The organism is Acetobacter suratthaniensis, assembly GCF_017377745.1.
Taxonomy (GTDB): domain Bacteria; phylum Pseudomonadota; class Alphaproteobacteria; order Acetobacterales; family Acetobacteraceae; genus Acetobacter; species Acetobacter suratthaniensis.
In genome coordinates, this window is the sequence record NZ_JAFVMG010000001.1 from 581,011 (window position 1) to 599,883 (window position 18,873).

Annotated in this window: 20 protein-coding genes and 1 tRNA gene; 16 read left to right on the plus strand and 5 right to left on the minus strand. The window is 60.2% G+C overall.

Translation table 11 applies throughout. The features are described from left to right. Positions 1–11: 11 nt before the first annotated feature. Positions 12–1,019, minus strand: coding sequence for an AAA family ATPase (locus tag J2D75_RS02700; protein WP_207852424.1), 1,008 nt, complete (start codon positions 1,017–1,019; stop codon positions 12–14). Between the two features lie 70 nt (positions 1,020–1,089). Further along, the gene (locus J2D75_RS02705; protein WP_207852426.1) at positions 1,090–1,698 is read right to left on the minus strand and encodes a J domain-containing protein; all 609 of its coding nucleotides are present in this window, start codon (positions 1,696–1,698) and stop codon (positions 1,090–1,092) included. Positions 1,699–1,749: 51 nt separating this feature from the next. Between J2D75_RS02705 and J2D75_RS02710 the strand changes: the two genes are divergently transcribed. Together J2D75_RS02710 and J2D75_RS02715 are read left to right on the plus strand one after the other, a co-directional pair. Beyond that, positions 1,750–2,091, plus strand: coding sequence for a BolA family protein (locus J2D75_RS02710; RefSeq protein ID WP_207852428.1), 342 nt, complete (start codon positions 1,750–1,752; stop codon positions 2,089–2,091). Between the two features lie 11 nt (positions 2,092–2,102). Continuing rightward, positions 2,103–2,648 carry a LolA family protein gene (locus J2D75_RS02715; RefSeq protein ID WP_243428396.1) on the plus strand — a complete coding sequence of 182 codons (546 nt, stop codon included), beginning with the start codon at positions 2,103–2,105 and terminating at the stop codon, positions 2,646–2,648. On the opposite strand, the gene lipB is transcribed toward J2D75_RS02715, so the two are convergent. Continuing rightward, positions 2,629–3,330, minus strand: coding sequence for a lipoyl(octanoyl) transferase LipB (lipB, locus tag J2D75_RS02720; protein ID WP_207852432.1), 702 nt, complete (start codon positions 3,328–3,330; stop codon positions 2,629–2,631). The genes J2D75_RS02715 and lipB overlap by 20 nt on opposite strands. A 72-nt stretch (positions 3,331–3,402) precedes the next feature. On the opposite strand from lipB, the gene J2D75_RS02725 reads away from it, so the two are divergent. The 4 genes from J2D75_RS02725 to moaA all read left to right on the plus strand — a co-directional run bounded on the left by J2D75_RS02725 (position 3,403) and on the right by moaA (position 7,285). Continuing rightward, a tRNA-Leu gene (locus tag J2D75_RS02725) sits at positions 3,403–3,488 on the plus strand. A 324-nt stretch (positions 3,489–3,812) separates the two neighbouring features. After that, positions 3,813–4,697 (plus strand): UTP--glucose-1-phosphate uridylyltransferase GalU, encoded by an 885-nt coding sequence (galU, locus tag J2D75_RS02730; protein WP_207852433.1) that lies wholly within the window; start codon positions 3,813–3,815, stop codon positions 4,695–4,697. Next, positions 4,697–6,106 carry a phosphoglucomutase/phosphomannomutase PgmG gene (gene pgmG, locus J2D75_RS02735; protein ID WP_207852435.1) on the plus strand — a complete coding sequence of 470 codons (1,410 nt, stop codon included), beginning with the start codon at positions 4,697–4,699 and terminating at the stop codon, positions 6,104–6,106. Before galU ends, pgmG begins: the two co-directional genes overlap by 1 nt. A 162-nt stretch (positions 6,107–6,268) precedes the next feature. Then, positions 6,269–7,285, plus strand: coding sequence for a GTP 3',8-cyclase MoaA (moaA, locus tag J2D75_RS02740; protein ID WP_207852437.1), 1,017 nt, complete (start codon positions 6,269–6,271; stop codon positions 7,283–7,285). Here moaA and J2D75_RS02745 read toward each other — a convergent pair. After that, complete coding sequence (locus J2D75_RS02745) at positions 7,282–8,184, minus strand: methyltransferase domain-containing protein (protein ID WP_207852860.1); 903 nt, start codon at positions 8,182–8,184, stop codon at positions 7,282–7,284. The genes moaA and J2D75_RS02745 overlap by 4 nt on opposite strands. A 96-nt stretch (positions 8,185–8,280) precedes the next feature. Here J2D75_RS02745 and J2D75_RS02750 point away from each other — a divergent pair, with 96 nt between their 5' ends. The 4 genes from J2D75_RS02750 to J2D75_RS02765 all read left to right on the plus strand — a co-directional run bounded on the left by J2D75_RS02750 (position 8,281) and on the right by J2D75_RS02765 (position 10,531). Next, positions 8,281–9,051, plus strand: a complete 771-nt coding sequence (locus tag J2D75_RS02750) for a double zinc ribbon domain-containing protein (RefSeq protein WP_265782569.1) — start codon at positions 8,281–8,283, stop codon at positions 9,049–9,051. A gap of 79 nt (positions 9,052–9,130) precedes the next feature. Beyond that, positions 9,131–9,391 carry a glutaredoxin 3 gene (gene grxC / locus J2D75_RS02755; RefSeq protein ID WP_207852441.1) on the plus strand — a complete coding sequence of 87 codons (261 nt, stop codon included), beginning with the start codon at positions 9,131–9,133 and terminating at the stop codon, positions 9,389–9,391. 44 nt (positions 9,392–9,435) lie between these two features. Continuing rightward, positions 9,436–9,951 carry a DUF1178 family protein gene (locus J2D75_RS02760; RefSeq protein WP_207852443.1) on the plus strand — a complete coding sequence of 172 codons (516 nt, stop codon included), beginning with the start codon at positions 9,436–9,438 and terminating at the stop codon, positions 9,949–9,951. A 136-nt stretch (positions 9,952–10,087) separates the two neighbouring features. Beyond that, on the plus strand, positions 10,088–10,531 hold the full coding sequence (locus tag J2D75_RS02765; RefSeq protein ID WP_408736731.1) for a DUF2147 domain-containing protein: 444 nt from the start codon (positions 10,088–10,090) through the stop codon (positions 10,529–10,531). Between the two features lie 49 nt (positions 10,532–10,580). Here J2D75_RS02765 and ubiG read toward each other — a convergent pair whose 3' ends face one another. Further along, positions 10,581–11,342, minus strand: a complete 762-nt coding sequence (gene ubiG, locus J2D75_RS02770) for a bifunctional 2-polyprenyl-6-hydroxyphenol methylase/3-demethylubiquinol 3-O-methyltransferase UbiG (RefSeq protein WP_207852870.1) — start codon at positions 11,340–11,342, stop codon at positions 10,581–10,583. 224 nt (positions 11,343–11,566) lie between these two features. Here ubiG and J2D75_RS02775 point away from each other — a divergent pair, with 224 nt between their 5' ends. The 6 genes from J2D75_RS02775 (at position 11,567) to prfA (ending at position 18,858) form a co-directional block, all read left to right on the plus strand. Then, the gene (locus J2D75_RS02775) at positions 11,567–12,820 is read left to right on the plus strand and encodes an aspartate kinase (protein WP_207852447.1); all 1,254 of its coding nucleotides are present in this window, start codon (positions 11,567–11,569) and stop codon (positions 12,818–12,820) included. Beyond that, positions 12,813–13,898 carry an NAD(P)H-dependent flavin oxidoreductase gene (locus J2D75_RS02780; RefSeq protein ID WP_207852449.1) on the plus strand — a complete coding sequence of 362 codons (1,086 nt, stop codon included), beginning with the start codon at positions 12,813–12,815 and terminating at the stop codon, positions 13,896–13,898. Before J2D75_RS02775 ends, J2D75_RS02780 begins: the two co-directional genes overlap by 8 nt. Next, positions 13,891–15,072, plus strand: a complete 1,182-nt coding sequence (locus J2D75_RS02785; RefSeq protein ID WP_207852451.1) for a helix-turn-helix domain-containing protein — start codon at positions 13,891–13,893, stop codon at positions 15,070–15,072. The genes J2D75_RS02780 and J2D75_RS02785 overlap by 8 nt, the downstream gene beginning before the upstream one ends. Positions 15,073–15,218: 146 nt before the next feature. Then, positions 15,219–16,379, plus strand: a complete 1,161-nt coding sequence (ispG, locus tag J2D75_RS02790; protein ID WP_207852453.1) for a flavodoxin-dependent (E)-4-hydroxy-3-methylbut-2-enyl-diphosphate synthase — start codon at positions 15,219–15,221, stop codon at positions 16,377–16,379. Positions 16,380–16,552: 173 nt separating this feature from the next. Beyond that, the gene (hisS, locus tag J2D75_RS02795; protein ID WP_207852455.1) at positions 16,553–17,800 is read left to right on the plus strand and encodes a histidine--tRNA ligase; all 1,248 of its coding nucleotides are present in this window, start codon (positions 16,553–16,555) and stop codon (positions 17,798–17,800) included. Further along, positions 17,797–18,858: a peptide chain release factor 1 gene (prfA, locus tag J2D75_RS02800; protein ID WP_207852457.1), complete on the plus strand. Its 1,062-nt coding sequence runs from the start codon at positions 17,797–17,799 to the stop codon at positions 18,856–18,858. Before hisS ends, prfA begins: the two co-directional genes overlap by 4 nt. Positions 18,859–18,873: the final 15 nt, after the last annotated feature.

The window sequence follows — 18,873 nt, forward strand, 5'->3', positions numbered from 1 at the left end:
GGTGTGGGGTATTATGCCGTGCGGGCAGGCAGCGGGCTGCTATTGAAGCAGCGCTGGTAATATTCTGCCACCATGGCGCGCTCGGCCTCGTCGCATTTGTTCAGGAACGTTACACGGAAGGCAAAGGCCGTATCTTTGAAAATCTGATCGTTCTCGGCCCAGGCTATGACAGAGCGGGGCGACATGACGGTAGAAAGATCGCCTGCCATGAAACCCGCGCGCGTGAGTGCGGCAAGGGCCACCATCTGGTCGATTTTGGCGCGGGCCTGCGTGTCGTTTTCCGCAATGCCCATGCGTGAGCAGACAATGCCGACCTCCTGCTTGTGGGGCAGGTAGTTGAGCGAGGTGACGATGTTCCAGCGATCCATCTGGCCCTGATTGATCTGCTGCGTGCCGTGATACAGGCCGGTGGTGTCGCCCAGTCCGACGGTATTGGCCGTTGCGAACAGGCGGAACCATGGGTTGGGCGTAATGACGCGGTTCTGATCCAGCAGGGTCAGTTTGCCTTCCACTTCCAGCACGCGCTGGATGACAAACATCACATCGGGCCGACCGGCATCGTATTCATCAAACACGAGCGCACAGGGGCGTTGCAGGCACCACGGCAGCAGGCCTTCCTGAAACTCGGTAATCTGCTGGCCATCGCGTACCACGATGGCGTCCTTGCCAACGAGGTCGATGCGCGAGACATGGCTGTCGAGGTTGATGCGAATGCACGGCCAGTTCAGTCGGGCGGCGATTTGTTCCACATGCGAGGATTTGCCGGTGCCGTGGAAGCCCTGCACCATAACGCGGCGGTTGAAGGCAAACCCGGCCAGAATGGCCAGCGTGGTGTCGTGGTCGAACAGATAGGCCGGATCGATCGGCGGTACATGATCCGTGCGGATTGAAAAGGCCGGAACGGTCATGTCGGTATCAAGGCCGAAGACCTCACGGACAGACACGTTCAGGTCGGGAACGGAAATGGCCGAGATGGGGGGCATGTCGCCTGATGAGGGCTGGGTGGAAATGTCCGTCATGATGATCCGTCTGGTCGTAAGGTGAAACGCCCTGCGGGCCTGCCGGGTCTGGCAGGTGCAGGATACATGATCAGTCTGTTTTTTCGAGGTCTTCTGACATCAGATGTGTGCGAAGCATGGTAAAGGCTACATTGATCTGTTTAAGCCGCTCTTCCGCCTTGCGGTCGCCATTGTTGGTATCGGGGTGGTGGCGGCGTGCCAGCGTGCGATACTGTATTTTGGCGTCTTCCATGGAAACGGGCCAGGGCAGGCCAAGCACCGCCAGCGCTTCACGTAGGGGCGGAGGGGCCGCGGGGGTTGTGCGCGCACGCGCCTGCTCCGCCCGGCTGCGGCGGCTGCGGCCCAGAATGTCCAGCGGGTCGAGTATGTCTTCTTCCGTAGTGTTGTGGTTTTTGGGTGAGCCTGCCTGACCAAAGGTCCATGTCGGGCGGTCCCACCGGGCATCGGCCCGCAGATGCGCTTCTATCTGGCCCGGGCTCATGCCTTTGTAGTAATCCCATCGCGCGTTATACTCACGCACATGTTCGAGGCAGAACCAGTAATACTGGTTCAGCGTCTCGCGTGAGCGGGGTGCGCGGTAGCCTGCCGCGTTTGAGCAGTTCGGCATGTCGCAGCAACGCTGCGGCGCGTCGGGGTCCGGGTCAAACGCGCGGGTGCGGGTGTTCCTTGGCTTGGTCATTTCCTGTTATTTGCGTTGCAAACGCATCAGTCGCAAGAGGTTAATGCCGATATGAGCAGTCTTTCGGATTCTGCCACGGGTTCTGTTCCCTCCAAAGCACGCGCCGAGCGCATGCGCCAGAAACTGGATGCGGCCTTTAAGCCTGAGCGGCTTGAAATGCTCGATGAAAGCAGCCGCCATGCGCATCATGTTTCCATGGTGCGTGGGCCGGAGGCTGGGGCCAGTGAGACGCATTTCCGCATGCTGATTGTCTCTGGCGCGTTTGATGGCGTCAGCCGGGTCAATCGTTCGCGCATGGTGCATGAGGTGCTGGCTGATGAACTGGGCAGCGGCTTGCACGCACTGGCTCTGACCCTGCGCACCCCGCAGGAAGAAGAAAGCCACGTGGCATGACCTTGTGGCGCATGATCAGGCGCGGCGCACTGCTGCTGCCCCTGCTGCTGGCCGCATGTGCGGGGCAGGAGGCAAGGAATGCCTCGTCAGAACACGACATCGCGCGGGTCGAGGCATATTTTCACACGGTTGACCTCAAGGCCGCCCCGTTTTCGCAGGTCTGGCCTGATGGCGCGGAGGGAAGCGGCGCTCTGGCCTATCACCCCGGCTATCTGGATATGCGCTTTACCGCGCCGCACCTTATGACGCTGCATGCCGAAGGGCGACATGCCGTGTTTACGGATAGCGCGACCGGGGCTGAAACCCGTATCGGGCTTGCACGTAACCCTCTTGGGTTGCTGCTGGATAATCCGGTGCGTCTGGGCGGAGCGGTCATGGTAACCGACATCCGCCATGCTCCCGGTGTGCTCCAGCTTTCTCTCGCCCGGACGGATAATCCCTCGCAGGGGCTGGTGACCCTGCGCTTTCACGATTCTGCCGGGCGTCTGTCATTATACCAACTACAGATTGTTGATGAACGACGCCGTGTAACCCTGATCACGCTGGGATCAGGCTAGGCTCCACAGTCTGCAAGGCGGAGGGCTGGCTGCCAAAAATGGCGGGCCAGCACTCCGCCAGCGCCATATCCAGCGCGGCCATATCCGTATCAAGCCCAAGGCGGCGAAAGCTGGTAACGCCAAACTCCCGGATGCCGCAGGGCACGATTCCGTCAAAATCCTCCAGTCTGGGGGCAACGTTGATGGCGATGCCGTGCCAACTCACCCAGCGCGAAACCCTGACACCAATCGCAGCGATTTTTTCTTCCATCCCGCTGACCGGGTCGCGCACCCAGACTCCAACACGTCCTTCGCGCACTTCGCCTGCAATACCAAAGCGTGCCAGAGCAGTAATGATCCAGCGCTCAAGAGCTTGGACATAGGCGCGCAGATCGCGGGCCGGGCTAATCCCATGCGCACGTTGCAGATCCAGCATGACGTAAGCGATACGCTGGCCCGGCCCGTGATACGTCCACTGGCCACCACGGCCTGCAGGGTAGGTGGGGTAGCCAGAGGGATTGAACAGGTCTTCCGCTTTGGCGGAGGTGCCCGCTGTGTAAAGGGGGGGGTGCTCAAGCAGCCAGACGCGTTCGGGAGCCTCCTCAGCCCTGATGTCGCGCGCGATTTGCTCCATACGCGACAGGGCCTGTGGGTAAGGAACTGTTTTTTTACTGATTTCCCACAAAATATGTTCTTTGGTCATTGCCGCGTGTCCATGGTTCGGTTATATGCCTCTCACCACACGGTATCGCCTTTTCGGTGCCGGTTGTCACGGGCGGTCGTGGCGGAATGGTAGACGCGCAAGCTTGAGGTGCTTGTGGGGGAAACCCCGTGGAAGTTCGAGTCTTCTCGACCGCACCATTTTTCTCCAGAAAAATGACAAATTCAGAATCCCTCCCTGTTAAGGGGAGGGCCTGTTTTTGTGTCTTCAGATTAAGCACCAATCCGATTTTAGCCTCTGGCCTGTCATATTCACGCCGTTCTTTTCCTATCTATGGGAATGGCCGCGCGAGCGGAGATATGTAACAAGAGACGCTATTAGCTGGCGGAGTGGACAGGGGTTGCCTGCAACTATAGCAGGTGGCAGCGTGTTCCGGTCTGGTGGCGCGGAGCAGTCAGCGGCGACCTGTCGTGCGGCTGGTCTGAATGGTTGAGACTTAACGTGATTTTCTAAGGTGTGCATTCGTGTCCAAACCCAAGCCTTTACGTAAAGCAGTTCTGCCGGTTGCAGGGCTGGGAACGCGCTTTCTGCCGGCCACCAAGGCCATGCCCAAAGAAATGCTGCCGGTTGTTGACAAGCCCCTTATCCAGTATGCGATCGACGAAGCGCGCGCGGCGGGTATCGAGGAGTTCTGTCTGATCACAGGGCGCGGCAAGGATTCCCTGATTGATTATTTCGATATTGCCTATGAGCTTGAAACCACGCTGAAAGAACGCAACAAGCTGGATTGTCTGGAGGCGCTTGGCCCCAGCTCCATTCAGGCCGGTTCGCTCATGGCCGTACGCCAGCAGGAGCCGCTGGGTCTGGGTCACGCCATCTGGTGTGCACGTTCCTTTATTGGCGATGATCCCTTTGCCATTCTGCTTCCCGATGACCTTGTGCAGTCTGAAAAGGGCTGCCTCAAACAACTGGCCGAAGCCTATAACGAGACTGGCGGCAGTGTTGTTGCCGTGTCCGAAGTGCCGCGTGAGCACACAAATCGTTATGGTATTCTGGATATTGGCAAGGATGACGGGCGTCTGGTCGAAGTGCGTGGGCTGGTTGAAAAGCCCAAGCCGGAAGATGCGCCCTCCAACCTGTCCATTATCGGGCGTTACGTGCTGACCCCGCATGTCATGCAGCATCTGGCCAAGCTGGAACGCGGTGCAGGCGGCGAAGTGCAGTTGACGGACGCCATGGCTAAAACCATTGGCGAAGTTCCCTTCTACGGCCTGCGCTATGAAGGCACGCGTTACGACTGCGGCAACAAGCTGGGCTTCCTTGAGGCACAGATTGCTTTTGCCTTGCAGCGCCCTGAACTGGCTGAGGGTGTGCGCGCCTTCCTGCCCAAGTATGAGGGGCAGAAATAATGACGTTTTCCCACAATTTCGACGCGACCAGTCTGCGTGAGTACGATATTCGCGGGATTGTCGGAAAAACCCTGAGTGCTGAAGATGCCTTCGCTATCGGGCGCACATTCGGCAGCATGGTTCGTCGTAATGGCGGGCGTACGCTCGTGGTCGGTTATGATGGTCGCCTGTCATCCCCCATGCTGGAAGAAGCACTGGTGCAGGGCGCGGTCGAGTGCGGTCTGGAAGTAACCCGCGTGGGCCGTGGCCCTACCCCGATGCTGTATTACGCATCAGCGATCTTTGAGGCTGATGGCGCGATCATGGTGACGGGTAGCCATAACCCGCCGGACTATAACGGCTTCAAGATGATGCTGGCTGGCAAGCCGTTCTTTGGCGCTCAGATCAAGGAACTGGGTGAGCTTGCCGCGCAGGGCAATGTTGTCGCGCGTGAAGAAGGCAGCGTGCGCGAAGCAGATGTGCGCGATGACTATGTTGCCCGTCTGGCCAAGGACTATGTCGGCGGTGAGCGTAAGCTGAAGATTGTCTGGGATAACGGCAACAGCTCGGCAGGCGAAATTCTGGAAAAGCTGGTGGCAGCACTCCCGGGTGAGCATATCGTGCTCAATGCCGCTATTGATGGGACTTTCCCCGCTCATCATCCCGACCCGACGGTTGCCAAAAACCTCCAGCAACTGATCAGCGTTGTGCGCGATAACAATGCCGATGTGGGGATTGCCTTTGATGGCGATGCCGACCGGATCGGTCTGGTGGACAACAAGGGCGAAATTCTGTGGGGTGACCAGACCCTTATCCTTCTGGCGCGTGATGTGCTCAAGACCCATCCGGGTGCCACCATCATTGCGGATGTGAAGGCCAGTCAGGTGCTGTTTGACGAGGTTGCACGCGCGGGCGGCAAGCCGTTGATGTGGCGCACCGGCCATTCGCTGATCAAGTCCAAGATGGCTGAAACCGGCTCGCCGCTGGCGGGTGAAATGTCGGGCCATATCTTCTTTGCCGATAAATGGTACGGCTTTGATGATGCCCTGTACGGCGGTGTGCGTGCGCTGGATATTCTGGCCCGTATGGATGAACCGCTTTCGGTTTTCCGCGAGTCTCTGCCTGAGACCATTTCCACCCCGGAAGTGCGCTTTGATTGCGATGACCATCGCAAGTTCAAGGTGATTGAGGAAGTTGCCGAGCGCCTGCGTAAAGCCGGGGCTGATGTGTCTGAAATTGATGGCGTGCGGGTGAACACGCCCGATGGCTGGTGGCTGCTGCGTGCCTCCAACACGCAGGCGGTGCTGGTCGCGCGGGCAGAAGGGCTTGATACAGCAGGTCTGGAACGGCTGAAGGCGGCTCTGGTGGAGCAGCTTGAGCAGTCTGGCCTGTCCAGTCCTGATTTCTCGGGTGATAACGCAGGGCACTAAACCTGTCGTTGCGTATGGTTGCGGGCGGTCTGGCTGTGTGTCAGGCCGCCCGTTGCGCTTGGAGCCACCGTTCGCGATCGGGCCTGTACCTTCAGGTTTGAATATGTGTCTTACGGGGAATATATGTTTCAGTTCCTCTCCAGTTACTGATATAGAGGACAAATGTTGTCCCCTTTCATGGACCCCGCCGGACGGCGGATTTCCTACTTGCGCCTGTCCGTAACAGACAGGTGCGACATGCGGTGCTTGTACTGCATGTCGGAAAGCATGACCTTTCTGCCACGGGACGATGTTCTGGATTATGACGAGCTGGTGCGTCTGGCCCGCGTTTTTGTGCGGCAGGGAGTAAGGCGGCTACGTATCACCGGTGGCGAACCGCTGGTGCGCAAGGACATCGGGCATTTTCTGCTCGCTCTTCAGCCGCTTCTGGGGCGGGGTGATGAGCCTGAGCGGCTGGACGAAATCACGCTGACAACCAATGGAAGCAGGCTGGGTGAATTTGCCGAGCTTCTCGTGCGCGCAGGTGTAAAGCGCGTGAATGTCAGCCTTGATACCCTTGATGCGGCGCGTTTTGCGCAAATTACCCGGCGCGGCAGGCTGGCAACCACCCTCGATGGTATCCGTGCCGCGCGTGAGGCCGGGCTTGCTGTGCGGATCAATACAGTGGCTATGGCCGGGACGAATGACGATGAGTTTGATGCCCTGCTGGCATGGTGTGGCGAAATCGGCGCGGATCTGTGCCTGATTGAAACCATGCCCATGGGTGAGACCGGAGATAGCCGGATTGCGCGTTATCTGCCGCTGTCCGAGGTCAGGGCTGATCTGGCCAAGCGCTGGACATTGGAGGACATCCCCCACAGAACCGGCGGGCCTGCGCGGTATATGCGGGTGGGTGAGACCGGGCAGCGCCTTGGTTTTATTACACCGCTGAGCCATAATTTCTGCTCGACCTGCAACCGGGTGCGTCTGTCATGCACTGGCAGGCTTTATACCTGTCTGGGGCAGGAGGACGGCGCAGACCTGCGTGGGCTGTTGAGGGCCGGGGGAGATGATGCAGCTCTGGCCCGGATGATTGATCAGGCCATAGGCCGCAAGCCAGCCCGGCACGATTTCATGCTTGAACCTTCTCTGGGGCAGGTGGTCGGGCCAGCCCGGCATATGAGTGTCACCGGGGGTTAACTCACCCCTTTTGTCTCAGACAGGACGTCACGCAGGTCGTGCTGGAACTGACCGGGTTGCAGGGCCTGGGGTTGTGTTGGCGCAGGTGCCCAGCCGGAGAGCACCGCCATGTGCAGTGGCATGGAAAATCCGTCAGAACTGTTTTTATAAGAGGCTGCTGTGTCGGTATTTTCAGGCCCGGTCTCAAGTTCTGCCGCCGCTGCGGCGAATAGCGCGCGGGACGTAAAACGGCGCGGGCGTTGCACCAGAGCGCTGGTTTCGCCTGCCGCACGCAGGTCGGTTAGTAGTGCCAGAGTAGAGCGGTAACGCAGGTCTAATCGCTCACTATCCACCACAGGCAGGGCAAAGCCCGCGCGTTGCAGCAACTGTACGCAGCCCTGCTGGGTTGGTAGGGGGGAAACGCGGGGCGAAACCCCATCGCTTAACGCCAGTTCAGCCCGCTCAAGGGCTGTGCGTAGCGGGCGCAGGGTGGGCAGGATAGGCATACAGGCCAGAAACAGCCCATCAGGTTTGAGGCTCTGTCTGATCTGGAGGAACGCGCCGGGCAGGTCATTGACCCAATGCAGGGACAGGCAGGCTACAACAAGATCGAAGCTGGCGGGGGCAAAGGGCAGATATTCCGGGCTGGCGCACAGGCCATGGGGGGCCGACAGGGCTGCCAGCCGGGGTGAAATATCCATGGATAGTGCGGGAATGCGCCGCTCGGCCAACATTGGCCCGACCAGTCCGCGCCCGCCTATGTCCAGTGCAGCGGTAAAGGGCCGGGCAACGTCATCCAGCCGGTCTGCAAGAATTGCCGTTGCAGCCTCCAGAATAGGCCCGACCAGAGCCAGCCTGCTGGCGGCGCGATCTCTGCGGAGCCTGATGGCGTGGTGGTCAAAGATGGCAGGCGTGTTCATAAAGCTGGTGTGCGCGTTTGCATCCGTTTTGCCAAGTCCGGCTGTATCGCTATCGAGGGCAGGCTGGGGGATAGAGGGGAGGGCAAGGACTTGGTTGTGCGTCTGCTGCGGCATGCGGGCCGGTTTGTGCTGGACAGGCTGTACCCGCCTTCCTGTCTGCTCTGCGGGGCGGATACCATGCAGGCCGGACTGGTTTGTAGCACATGCTTTGTGCGTCTGCCGCTTCTGGGGCCACCCTGCTGTGCGGCTTGCGCGCAGCCTCAGGCTTCCAGTGCGCTTCTGGGGCGCGATGGTTTATGCGCGACCTGCGAGAGGCGGCACCCGGCATGGGAGCAGGGGCGGGCTGCCTTCATCTACGATGCTGGCGCACGGGACATGATCCTGCGGCTGAAATACGCGGATCAGCTTGATTATGCGGCCTTTCTGGCGGGCCATATGGCCCGGGCCGGGCAGGATATTCTGGGGCCGGGTGTTCTGGTGGTGCCTGTGCCGGTGCATCGTTGGCGGCTGCTCTCGCGCCGTTATAATCAGGCCGCTTTGCTGGGCCGGTCTATCGCACGGGGGCTTGGGTTGGACTATGGGCCAGATGTGTTGGAGCGGTTGCGTGCTACGGTGCGGCTGGCACGTTTTTCTCGCGGGGCGCGGCAGCGCGAAATGCAAGGAGTCATGCGGGTAAGGGCGGGCAGGCGCACCCTGCTGCGCGGGCGCACGGTGGTGCTGGTGGATGATATGCTGACAACCGGCGCAACAGCGACAGCCTGTGTCACGGCCTTGCGCGAGGCAGGTGCCCAAAAGGTACATCTGCTGGTGGCGGGAGTGGTTCCCGAGCGGCCCGGACTTGATATAGATTTGCAGGAAATGCTGTAACACTCTGTCAGACCCTGCCTGCCGTCACTATGTGTGAGGAAAGGCCCAAGGGCGTTAGAGAAAGAGCAAGAGAGAGTTTATGCCAGAGATCGTCATTTATACGCAGCCCGGTTGCCCATATTGCCGCCGCGCCGTGTCCCTGCTGCAAAGCAAGAACGTGCCGTTCAGGGAAATCAACGCGCCGCACGGAACGCCTGAGCGTGAAGAGTCCATTCGTCGTTCGGGTGGGCGCACTACAGTGCCGCAGACTTTTGTCGGGGATACTGCGCTAGGCGGATGTGATGACCTGATGGCGCTGGAGCGTACGGGCAAGCTGGATGCCAGCCTTGGCATTGCCTGAACAGGGTAGCCGGTAAGCCTGCTGGAAGGGAGAGTGCGCAAAAGATGATCTGCTATCGCCTGCGCTGTGCCGATGGTCATCTGTTTGAAGGATGGTACAGGGACAGCGCGACTTTCAGCCGCTTGCGGGCGGCCGGTATGCTCTCCTGCACCGAATGCGGCACGGCTGATGTTGATCAGGCCCCCATGGCTCCGGCTATTGTCAGTGGCGGCCGGCGGCGGCATGAGCCGGCTCCTCAGTCGCACGACGGAGCGGACACGGTGGTTGAGTCTGGTGTGCCGGAACCCGATACCCTTCCGGCCCGGCAGGGTGAGCGCGCGCCCGTGAGCCTGAGCGAGGCCGAAAAAGTCATGGGGGCCATGCGGCAGATGCGTGAAATGGTTGAAAAAAATTGCGAAAATGTGGGTGAGCATTTCGCGCGTGAAGCGTTACGCATTCATCATGGTGAAGCGCCGGAGCGCGGCATCTATGGTGATGTGAGTGCGCGGGATCGTGAAATGCTGCATGACGAGGGGGTGGAGTTCCATGCCATCCCGTGGGTAAGCAAGACCGATAGCTGACAGGAAACCGGATAGGGATGTAGCACCTGCCCAAGGTGCCCGCGTTTCTGGCTTGCGGCAAGGAGTAGAGCACATGAATGGACAGGGCATGGTGGTGCGTTCAGGCCGGCGGTTGGGGAGCATTGCTCGGGGCTGGATGGCCATATTCGTGTTCTGCGCGCTTGTGCTCGGCGTTAGCTTGCAACCGGCCTCGGCGGCAACGGACGAGAAGCTCATGGGCTACTGGCTCAGTCAGGATCATGATGGTGTTTTTCTGATCCAGCAATGTGGTGATGTCGTGTGCGGGCGTCTTGTAGGCATGCGTTACGATGGTACCGATGTGCCGCGTGGGCATGATGGCAAGGTGGAATGCAACCTGATGATGCTTACGGGTTTTCGTACCATGCAGGACAACGCCCGGAAAATGCAGGGGCATATTCTCGACCCCGACACAGGGCATGTATATGATGCCCAGATCTGGAATGATGGGCCAGACGTGCTCAAGCTGCGCGGCTATCTGGGCCTGCCATTGTTTGGCCAGACCCAGACATGGACGCGCTATACAGGCCCCGGCATGGGGCCAATGTGCAAAATGCCCTGAGAGCGCATTGGCGGCGCCCCAGACCGTGGGGGCCGCCGGGCCTGGTGATTTAGCGTTTTATGAACGATGCGATGTAGTTCACGCCCAGATCGCGCGTTTCTTTCCAGCTATTGGCCCAGCCTGCGGGGCCGGGCGTCAGGCCGGTAATCGTCTTCATATCCAGCCCCGCGATACGGGCCTGACGGGCGAGGTCTGACGGGCGAATGAATTTTTTCCAGTCATGAGTGCCCACGGGCAGTAGGCGCAGCAGGTATTCTGCCCCGATTTTGCCGATAGCGAACGAGCGCAGCGTGCGGTTCATGGTTGAAACAATAACCGTGCCGCCCGGCTCCACCAGTGCGCTGAGCATCTGCATGAAGGCTTCGGGGTCGGTTACGTGCTCGATGATTTCCAGCGCGATGACGGCATCAAAACGCTGCCCTTCGGCCACCAGATCTTCCGCGCTGCCATTGCGGTAGGTCAGCGGGCCGGAGCCGTCAGGCAGGGGATTGGCCTCCAGATGGGCGCGTGCGGCGGCGATTCCGTCAGCCGAGGCATCAAGCCCCAGCACGTCGTGCCCGGCCGAGGCGAGCGATTCGCTGGCCAGTCCCGCACCACAGCCAATATCGAGCAGCCGCACCCGGCGCGATGTCCGCCCGCGCAGGGGCAGGTGGCGGTTGATCCACTCTGTCCGCACGGTGTTCATGGCGTGCAGGGGGCGCATTGGGCCGGTAGGGTCCCACCATTGCTGGGCCAGCGCGCTGAAGCGGGCAATTTCCTCGGGGCAGACAGAGGCGTTTGTCACGGGGCTGGAAGCCGCGTTCAGGGGCATGTCCTGGGGCATATCCGTTGGGGCGCTGGTGGCGGGCATGCAACAAATTCCTTTCCTGCTGGTCTCCCCGCTGGACGAAAGGGGGCCGGGGAGGGTATGTGACGCGCCTTGTGAAGCCGCGCAACCGCCCGGAGAGCTTTATAACCTTCATGCACGGGAGGGAAAGCAGGGGCGTGGGTTTTTAGTGGCCCTTAATTCGCGGCGTGTCTGGTGGAGAAAAACGTATGTCCGGTTCCGCACCCCGGATTGTCATGAAATTCGGCGGCACGTCCGTGGGCGATCTTGATCGTATCCGGGCCGTGGCCGAACGTGTCAAAAAGCAGAAAGACGCCGGCTGCGATGTTCTGGTGGTTGTTTCTGCCATGGCGGGAGAGACCAACCGGCTTGTTGGCTACTGTCAGTCCCTGTCCCCCCTGCATGACCCGAAGGAATACGACTCGATCGTGGCCACGGGCGAGCAGGTAACAAGCGGGCTGCTGGCTATTGCCCTGCAGACGCTGGGCGTGCCTGCACGCTCCTTTGCAGGCTGGCAGGTCGCGATCGAGACGGACTCTGCCCACGGCAAGGCCAGTCTGGACCGTATCGATGGCGAGCGTCTGCTGGGCTGTATGGCCGAAGGCATTGTACCGGTTGTGGCAGGCTTTCAGGGCGTAGCGCCCGATGGCCGGGTCTCTACGCTGGGGCGTGGTGGCTCTGATACATCGGCCGTGGCGCTGGCGGCGGCTATCCGGGCAGACCGGTGCGATATCTATACCGATGTGGACGGCATTTATACGACCGACCCACGGATAGTAGCCAAGGCGCGCAAGCTCGATAAAATTACCTATGAGGAAATGCTGGAACTGGCCTCTGTAGGGGCCAAGGTACTGCAGACACGCAGCGTTGCGCTGGCCATGCGTCAGGGTGTGCGGGTGCAGGTACTGTCCAGCTTTGAAGATGGTCCGGCGGTTATGGAAGGCCAGCTTCCGGGATCTCTGGTGGTGGATGAGGACGAAATCGTGGAAAAGAAACTGGTCACCGGCATTGCCTATTCCCGTGATGAAGCCAAGCTGTCTGTCCGGCGTATCCCTGACCGGCCCGGTATTGCCGCAGCAATTTTTGGCCCGCTGAGCGAGGCCAATGTCAATGTGGACATGATTGTGCAGAGCACCGGCGCAGACGGCACCACCAACATGACCTTCACCACCAGCAAGACCGATCTGCCGCGTGCTATCGACGTGCTGGATTCCGTGCGTGAGGCTGTGCAGTATGAAGAACTCCAGACCGACCCGGATATCGTGAAGGTCAGCGTCGTGGGTACGGGCATGCGCTCCCACGCAGGGGTGGCCAGCATCATGTTCCGCACCCTGTCCGAACGGTCGATCAATATTCAGGCGATTTCCACCAGCGAAATCAAGGTGTCTGTGCTGGTCGCGGCAGAATATGCCGAGCTGGCCGTGCGCGCCCTGCATACCGCCTATGGGCTGGATAATGTCTGAGGTGCTGACCACAGACGCCGATCAGGCTCCCACACCGGCTGAACGCCAGCGCGCACACGCACGGCTGGATCGACTGTGGCAGCGTGGCACGGATTTTCTGGGTACGCCGTACGCCATTCTGGGCGGGGCCATGTCATGGCTGAGTGAGCGCAATCTGGTTTCGGCCATTTCCAATGCTGGCGGGTTTGGGGTCATTGCATGTGGGGCGATGGAGCCTGAGCGGCTTGCGGAAGAAATCGCAGCAACCCGCGCCATGACAGACCGCCCGTTCGGGGTGAACCTCATTACCATGCACCCTCGGCTGGATGATCTGATCAAGGTCTGCCTGGATGCGGGCGTGACCCATATCGTGCTGGCGGGAGGTATTCCGCCGGGGGCTGCCATCAAGGCCATCAAGGAAGGCGGTGCGAAGGTTATCGCCTTCGCTCCGGCTCTGGTGCTGGCCAAGCGTCTGGTCAAGATGGGTGTTGATGCGCTGGTGATCGAAGGGGCAGAGGCCGGAGGGCATGTCGGCCCGGTGTCTCTGACCGTGCTGGCACAGGAAATCCTGCCCGTTATCCATGATGTGCCGGTGTTCGTCGCCGGTGGTCTGGCGCGGGGTGATGCCCTGCTCGGATATCTGGAAATGGGGGCTGCGGGTGGGCAGTTCGGCACGCGTTTTGCCGCGGCCGAGGAAAGCATCGCCCACGAAAAGTTCAAAAAAGCCTTCCTGCGGGCCGCCGCGCGTGATGCCGTGACCTCTCCCCAGCTTGATGAGCGCTTTCCGGTTATTCCGGTGCGGTCACTGGCTAATGAGGGGGGGCGGAAGTTTGTCGCGCATCAGGCAGATGTCATTCGCCGCTTTCAGGCCGGGGAGCTGACACGTGAGGCCGCCCAGCTTGACATCGAGCATTTCTGGGCGGGTGCCTTGCGGCGTGCCGTGATTGATGGTGATGTGGAAAATGGCTCGGTCATGGCAGGGCAGTCTGTCGGGATGGTGACATCCGTCCAGCCTGTCGCGCAAATTATTGCTGACCTGATAGAGCAGGCCGTGTTAGCTCTGGTCGGGCAACAAAGACGTATGGATGCTGATGGCTGAACACACACACGGTCCCGAGCAGGGGCAGGGCAGTTCCACACCGCCCCTGCCTGATGTGGCCATGATCGGTGTGGGTGAAGCCTTGCGCCAGCGGCGCGAGCAGTTGGGGTGGTCGCTGGATGATATGTCTGGCTGGCTGCGTATCCGTCGTTCCTATCTTGAAGCGATGGAAAGCGGGCAGCCCGGCATTTTGCCCGCAGATGTCTATGCCCTTGGTTTTTTAAGAACTTACGGTCAGGCGCTGGGTTTTGACCCCGATAGCCTTGCGGCCTTTTACCGCAAAGGTGGCCGGGTGGCCGGGCAGCGGCCCGAGCTTGATTTTCCTGTTCCTATTCCTGATCGCCGCCTGCCTCCGGCGGTGGCGATTTCTATCGGGTTGGTGGTGGTCGTGCTCAGCTATGTGGGCTGGTACTGCTTTATGGGCCGTTCGGCTCCCTTGCCGGAGCCTGTCCCGCCCGTTGCCAGCCTGATGCCCGGAGAGGCGGCGCATAATGCGCCCTCTCCGCAGGTTGCCTCCATTCTGCCCGAGAAAAGTGGCATTCCTGACGCAGGCACAGCGCAGAATGACTTAAAGGATGTCCCGGTTCCCACCTCGCTGGCTCAGGCGCCTGAAGCGGTGCAGGATTCGTCCGTTGCAGCGTTCTCGGGCGAGGGAACGGCACCGCAGGCGACAGCGGCAGAACATCCCGCACAGCAGGCCGAAGCGATGCCTGTCCCTGACTCCGTGAAGGCGCAGGCCGGTATCACGCCTGATGGCGGGCATGCTGCCGGTTCTATGGTGGGGGATAATTCACTTGTTATCCGGGCCGGGCAGGTGAGTTGGATTCAGGTCAGGGATGGGGCAGGCAAGGTCGTTTACGACAAAGTGCTGCAACCCGGCGAGAGCTGGAGCGTGCCTGAAGGGAATGGCCCTTATGACCTGACAGTGGGCAATGCCGGTGGTATAACTGTCAGTGCAGGGGATGTGACAACGCAGGCTCTCGGCCGCAACGGTGCCGTGCGGCGGCATCTGGTGCTGAGTGCGCAGGCGGTGCGCGATGGTTCACTGGTTGCGAGTTCTGCGCCGACTGTCGCGCCTCCCGTGCTTCCGGCAGTTCCGAAGTCTGCTCCCAACCCGGCATCGGATGCGGATAAACTGAACGCAGATCAGATCGAGGGGCAGGGCCTACGCTAAACCCTGCCGTGGTCATGGAGCTGTTCCTGTTTTGTGTGTAGCCAAAAGCGTTTGTTTTTGGCAGGACAGCACCAGAATTCGCGGGCATGCCGTGGTGCCGAGCACGGGGGTGTCCGCTAACTGTCGTCTCGACAAAAGGATGTAAAATGAGCGGCTACCGGCCTTACCAGCATATAGAACGGCGGAAATCCAGGCAGATCCATGTCGGCAAGGTGGCTGTCGGTGGGGACGCCCCGATTTCCATCCAGACCATGACCAACACTCTGACCAGTGACGCTCAGGCGACAATCGAGCAGATTCGTCTGGCGGAACTGGCTGGCGTGGATATCGTGCGTGTGTCCTGCCCGGACGAGGAAAGCACTGCTGCCCTTGCTGAAATCGTGCGGGAAGTGAATGTGCCGATCGTGGCCGACATCCACTTCCACTACAAGCGCGCCATTGAAGCAGCTAAGGCCGGTGCGGCCTGTCTGCGTATTAACCCCGGTAATATCGGCAGCGCCGAGCGCGTGCGCGAAGTGGTGAAGGCCGCAAAGGACTATGGCTGCTCCATCCGTATCGGGGTGAATGCCGGGTCGCTTGAAAAGCACCTGCTGGAAAAATACGGCGAACCCAACCCCGATGCACTGGTGGAAAGCGCTCTGGAGCACGCCAAGATCCTTGAAGATCACGATTTCCGTGAGTTCAAGATCAGCGTGAAAGCCTCTGACGTGTTTCTGGCCGTTGCAGCCTACCAGCAACTGGCCGATGCCTGTGACTACCCGCTGCATATCGGGATTACCGAAGCAGGCAGCAAGCGTGCCGGCACGGTCAAATCCTCCATCGGGCTTGGTAATCTGCTGTGGGCGGGTGTGGGTGATACCATGCGCGTTTCCCTGTCCGCCGCCCCGGAAGAAGAAGTGCTGGTCGGGTGGGATATTCTCAAATCCCTCGGCCTGCGTCATCGCGGCGTCAAGATCATTTCCTGCCCGTCCTGTGCGCGTCAGGGCTTTAACGTGATCGAGACGGTGCAGACGCTTGAAGATCGTCTGGCTCATATCAAGACCCCGCTCACCCTGTCGATTATCGGCTGCGTGGTGAATGGTCCGGGTGAAGCCCTGATGACTGATCTGGGTGTTACGGGCGGTGGTTCTGGCCGCCACATGGTCTATTCTGCAGGCAAGCAGGATCACACGGTTCCCGCAGGCGACATGATCAGCCATGTTGTGGAACTGGTTGAGGCCCGCGTGGCCCAGATCGAGGCGGACGAAGCCAAGGCCAAGCAGGAAGGCCAGGCCGAGCCGCTACCGGATATGGCTTCGGCTAACTGAGTAGGCAAGGCTCCAGACCTGTCTGTCCGGGGCCGGGCCAGAAAACTGGCGCCGAGGTGTGCCGCGCATGAATTTTTCCATGCGCGGCGCATGGCGTTTTGTGGAACCATCAAAGATAACACGCAGCATTCCGGGCGTGACGCGGGATGCTGGAGCGAGAGCAGGGCAGGCCGGTGAGCAGCATTCAACCCGTAAGAGGAACCCACGACCTTATTGGCGAGGAACAGCGCCGCCATGCACAGGTTGTCGAAGCGGCCCGCCGGATTGCGGGGGTGTATGGCTTTGATGAGTGGTCTACACCGATCTTTGAGGAAACGCGGGTTTTTTCACGGTCTCTGGGCGATACATCGGATGTGGTGTCCAAGGAGATGTATTCGTTCAACGACCGCGATGGCGAAAGCCTGACGCTGCGCCCCGAAGGCACGGCGGCCATCTGCCGCGCACTGGTCAGTAACGCGCTGACACAATCCCTGCCGCAGAAAGTGTTTTACACCGGCCCGATGTTCCGCCACGAGCGGCCCCAGAAAGGGCGCTACCGGCAGTTCCATCAGATTGGGGCGGAGCTGCTCGGCGCGGCGGAACCGCTGGCCGATGCGGAAGTCATCGCTATGGGGCATGCCGTGCTGTCAGCTCTTGGCGTTGCCGAGCATGTCACGCTGGAACTCAACACGCTGGGTGATGCCCAGAGCCGCGATGCGTGGCGTGCGGCACTCGTTGCCTATTTTTCGGATTACCGCGACCGTCTTTCGGAAGACAGTCTGGTAAGGCTGGAAAAAAATCCTCTGCGTATTCTGGACAGCAAGAACGAGGGCGACCGTGCGATTGTGGCGGATGCGCCGCGTATGGCCGAGTTCCTGACACCGGAAGCACAGGATTTCTGGGATGAACTACGCGCCAAGCTGGATGTGTTCGGTATCGCGTATAAGGTTAGCCCCGGCATCGTGCGTGGGTTGGATTATTATAACCATACCACGTTTGAATTCGTGACCACGCGGCTTGGCTCTCAGGGTACGGTGCTGGCAGGGGGCCGGTATGATGGGCTGGTGAAGCAGATGGGCGGGCCGGACGTGCCTGCCATTGGCTGGGCTGCCGGTGTCGAGCGTCTGGCTATGCTGCTGGACGTGATGCCGCCAGCCCCCCGTTCTGTCGTGATCATCCCGGTTGGTTCGCCGGATGAGCGGGCCTTGTGCGGTATTTTGCAGGGCTTGCGTGTGCAGGGTGTGCGTACCGAAATCGGTTACAAAGGGGCTTTGCGCAAGCGCATGGAGCGGGCGGCCAAACAGAACGCCAGCCATGTTCTGTTCGTGGGTGAAGATGAACTTGCGCGCGGTCTGTTCCGGGTCAAGGACATGGAAAGCGGGCAGGAGCAGGAAGTCTCCCATCAGGCGCTTATGGCGGATGCCGGGAGCGTATTTGCGTGAATGCACTGGATGAACGGCTGGACAGGATCGTCAGCCGCGCACTGGAACTTGAGGCCCTTCTGGCCGGTGGGCTGGGAGGGGAGGCCTTTACGCAGGCCTCACGCGAATATGCTGAACTTGAAGGCGTGGTAAGCCAGATCAACGCCCTGCGTGACGCCGAACAGGAAATGACGCAGGCCGAGCAGTTGCTGGCTGATCCTGAAATGCGCGAACTGGCGGCAGCGGAGCTGGATGAGCTGAAAAGCCGTCTGCCCTCATTGCATCAGGCTGTGCGTCTGGCACTGCTACCGCGTGATGTGGCGGATGAGCGTAGCGCTATTCTGGAAATCCGCCCGGCAGCCGGGGGGGATGAAGCCGCTTTGTTCGCGGCGGAGCTTTTTGATCTGTATCGCCGTTACGCAGAGCTGAGAGGCTGGCGCTTTACCCTTATGGATTACGATGAGAGCGAACTCGGTGGCCTACGGTGCGGGATTGCTGAAATCAATGGTCGTGGGGTGTTTGCCCGTTTCAAATATGAATCCGGCGTGCATCGTGTGCAGCGTGTTCCCGCCACGGAAAATCAGGGCCGTATCCATACGTCTACCGTGACGGTGGCGGTTCTGCCCGAGGCGGAAGAAGTGGACGTCAACATCAACGAAACAGACTTGCGGATTGATGTTTTCCGGGCGTCCGGCGCGGGTGGGCAGCATGTAAACAAGACCGAAAGTGCGGTGCGGATCACGCATATGCCCAGTGGCATTGTTGTTTCCATGCAGGAGGAGAAAAGCCAGCACAAGAACCGTGCCAAGGCCATGAAAATCCTGCGCGCACGGCTGTATGAGCGCGAGCGTGAGCAGGCGCATGCCAATCGTGCAGCCGACCGGCGCTCACAGGTTGGAACAGGCGATCGTTCCGAGCGGATCAGAACCTACAATTTCCCGCAAGGGCGTGTGACGGATCACCGGATCAACCTGACCGCCTATAAGATCGACCGTGTTATGCTGGGTGAGATTGACGAATTTGTTGATGCTCTGACACAGGACGAACAGGCAGCCCTGCTGGCGGCAGAAGGGCTGTAACGCGCAGCTTTTTGG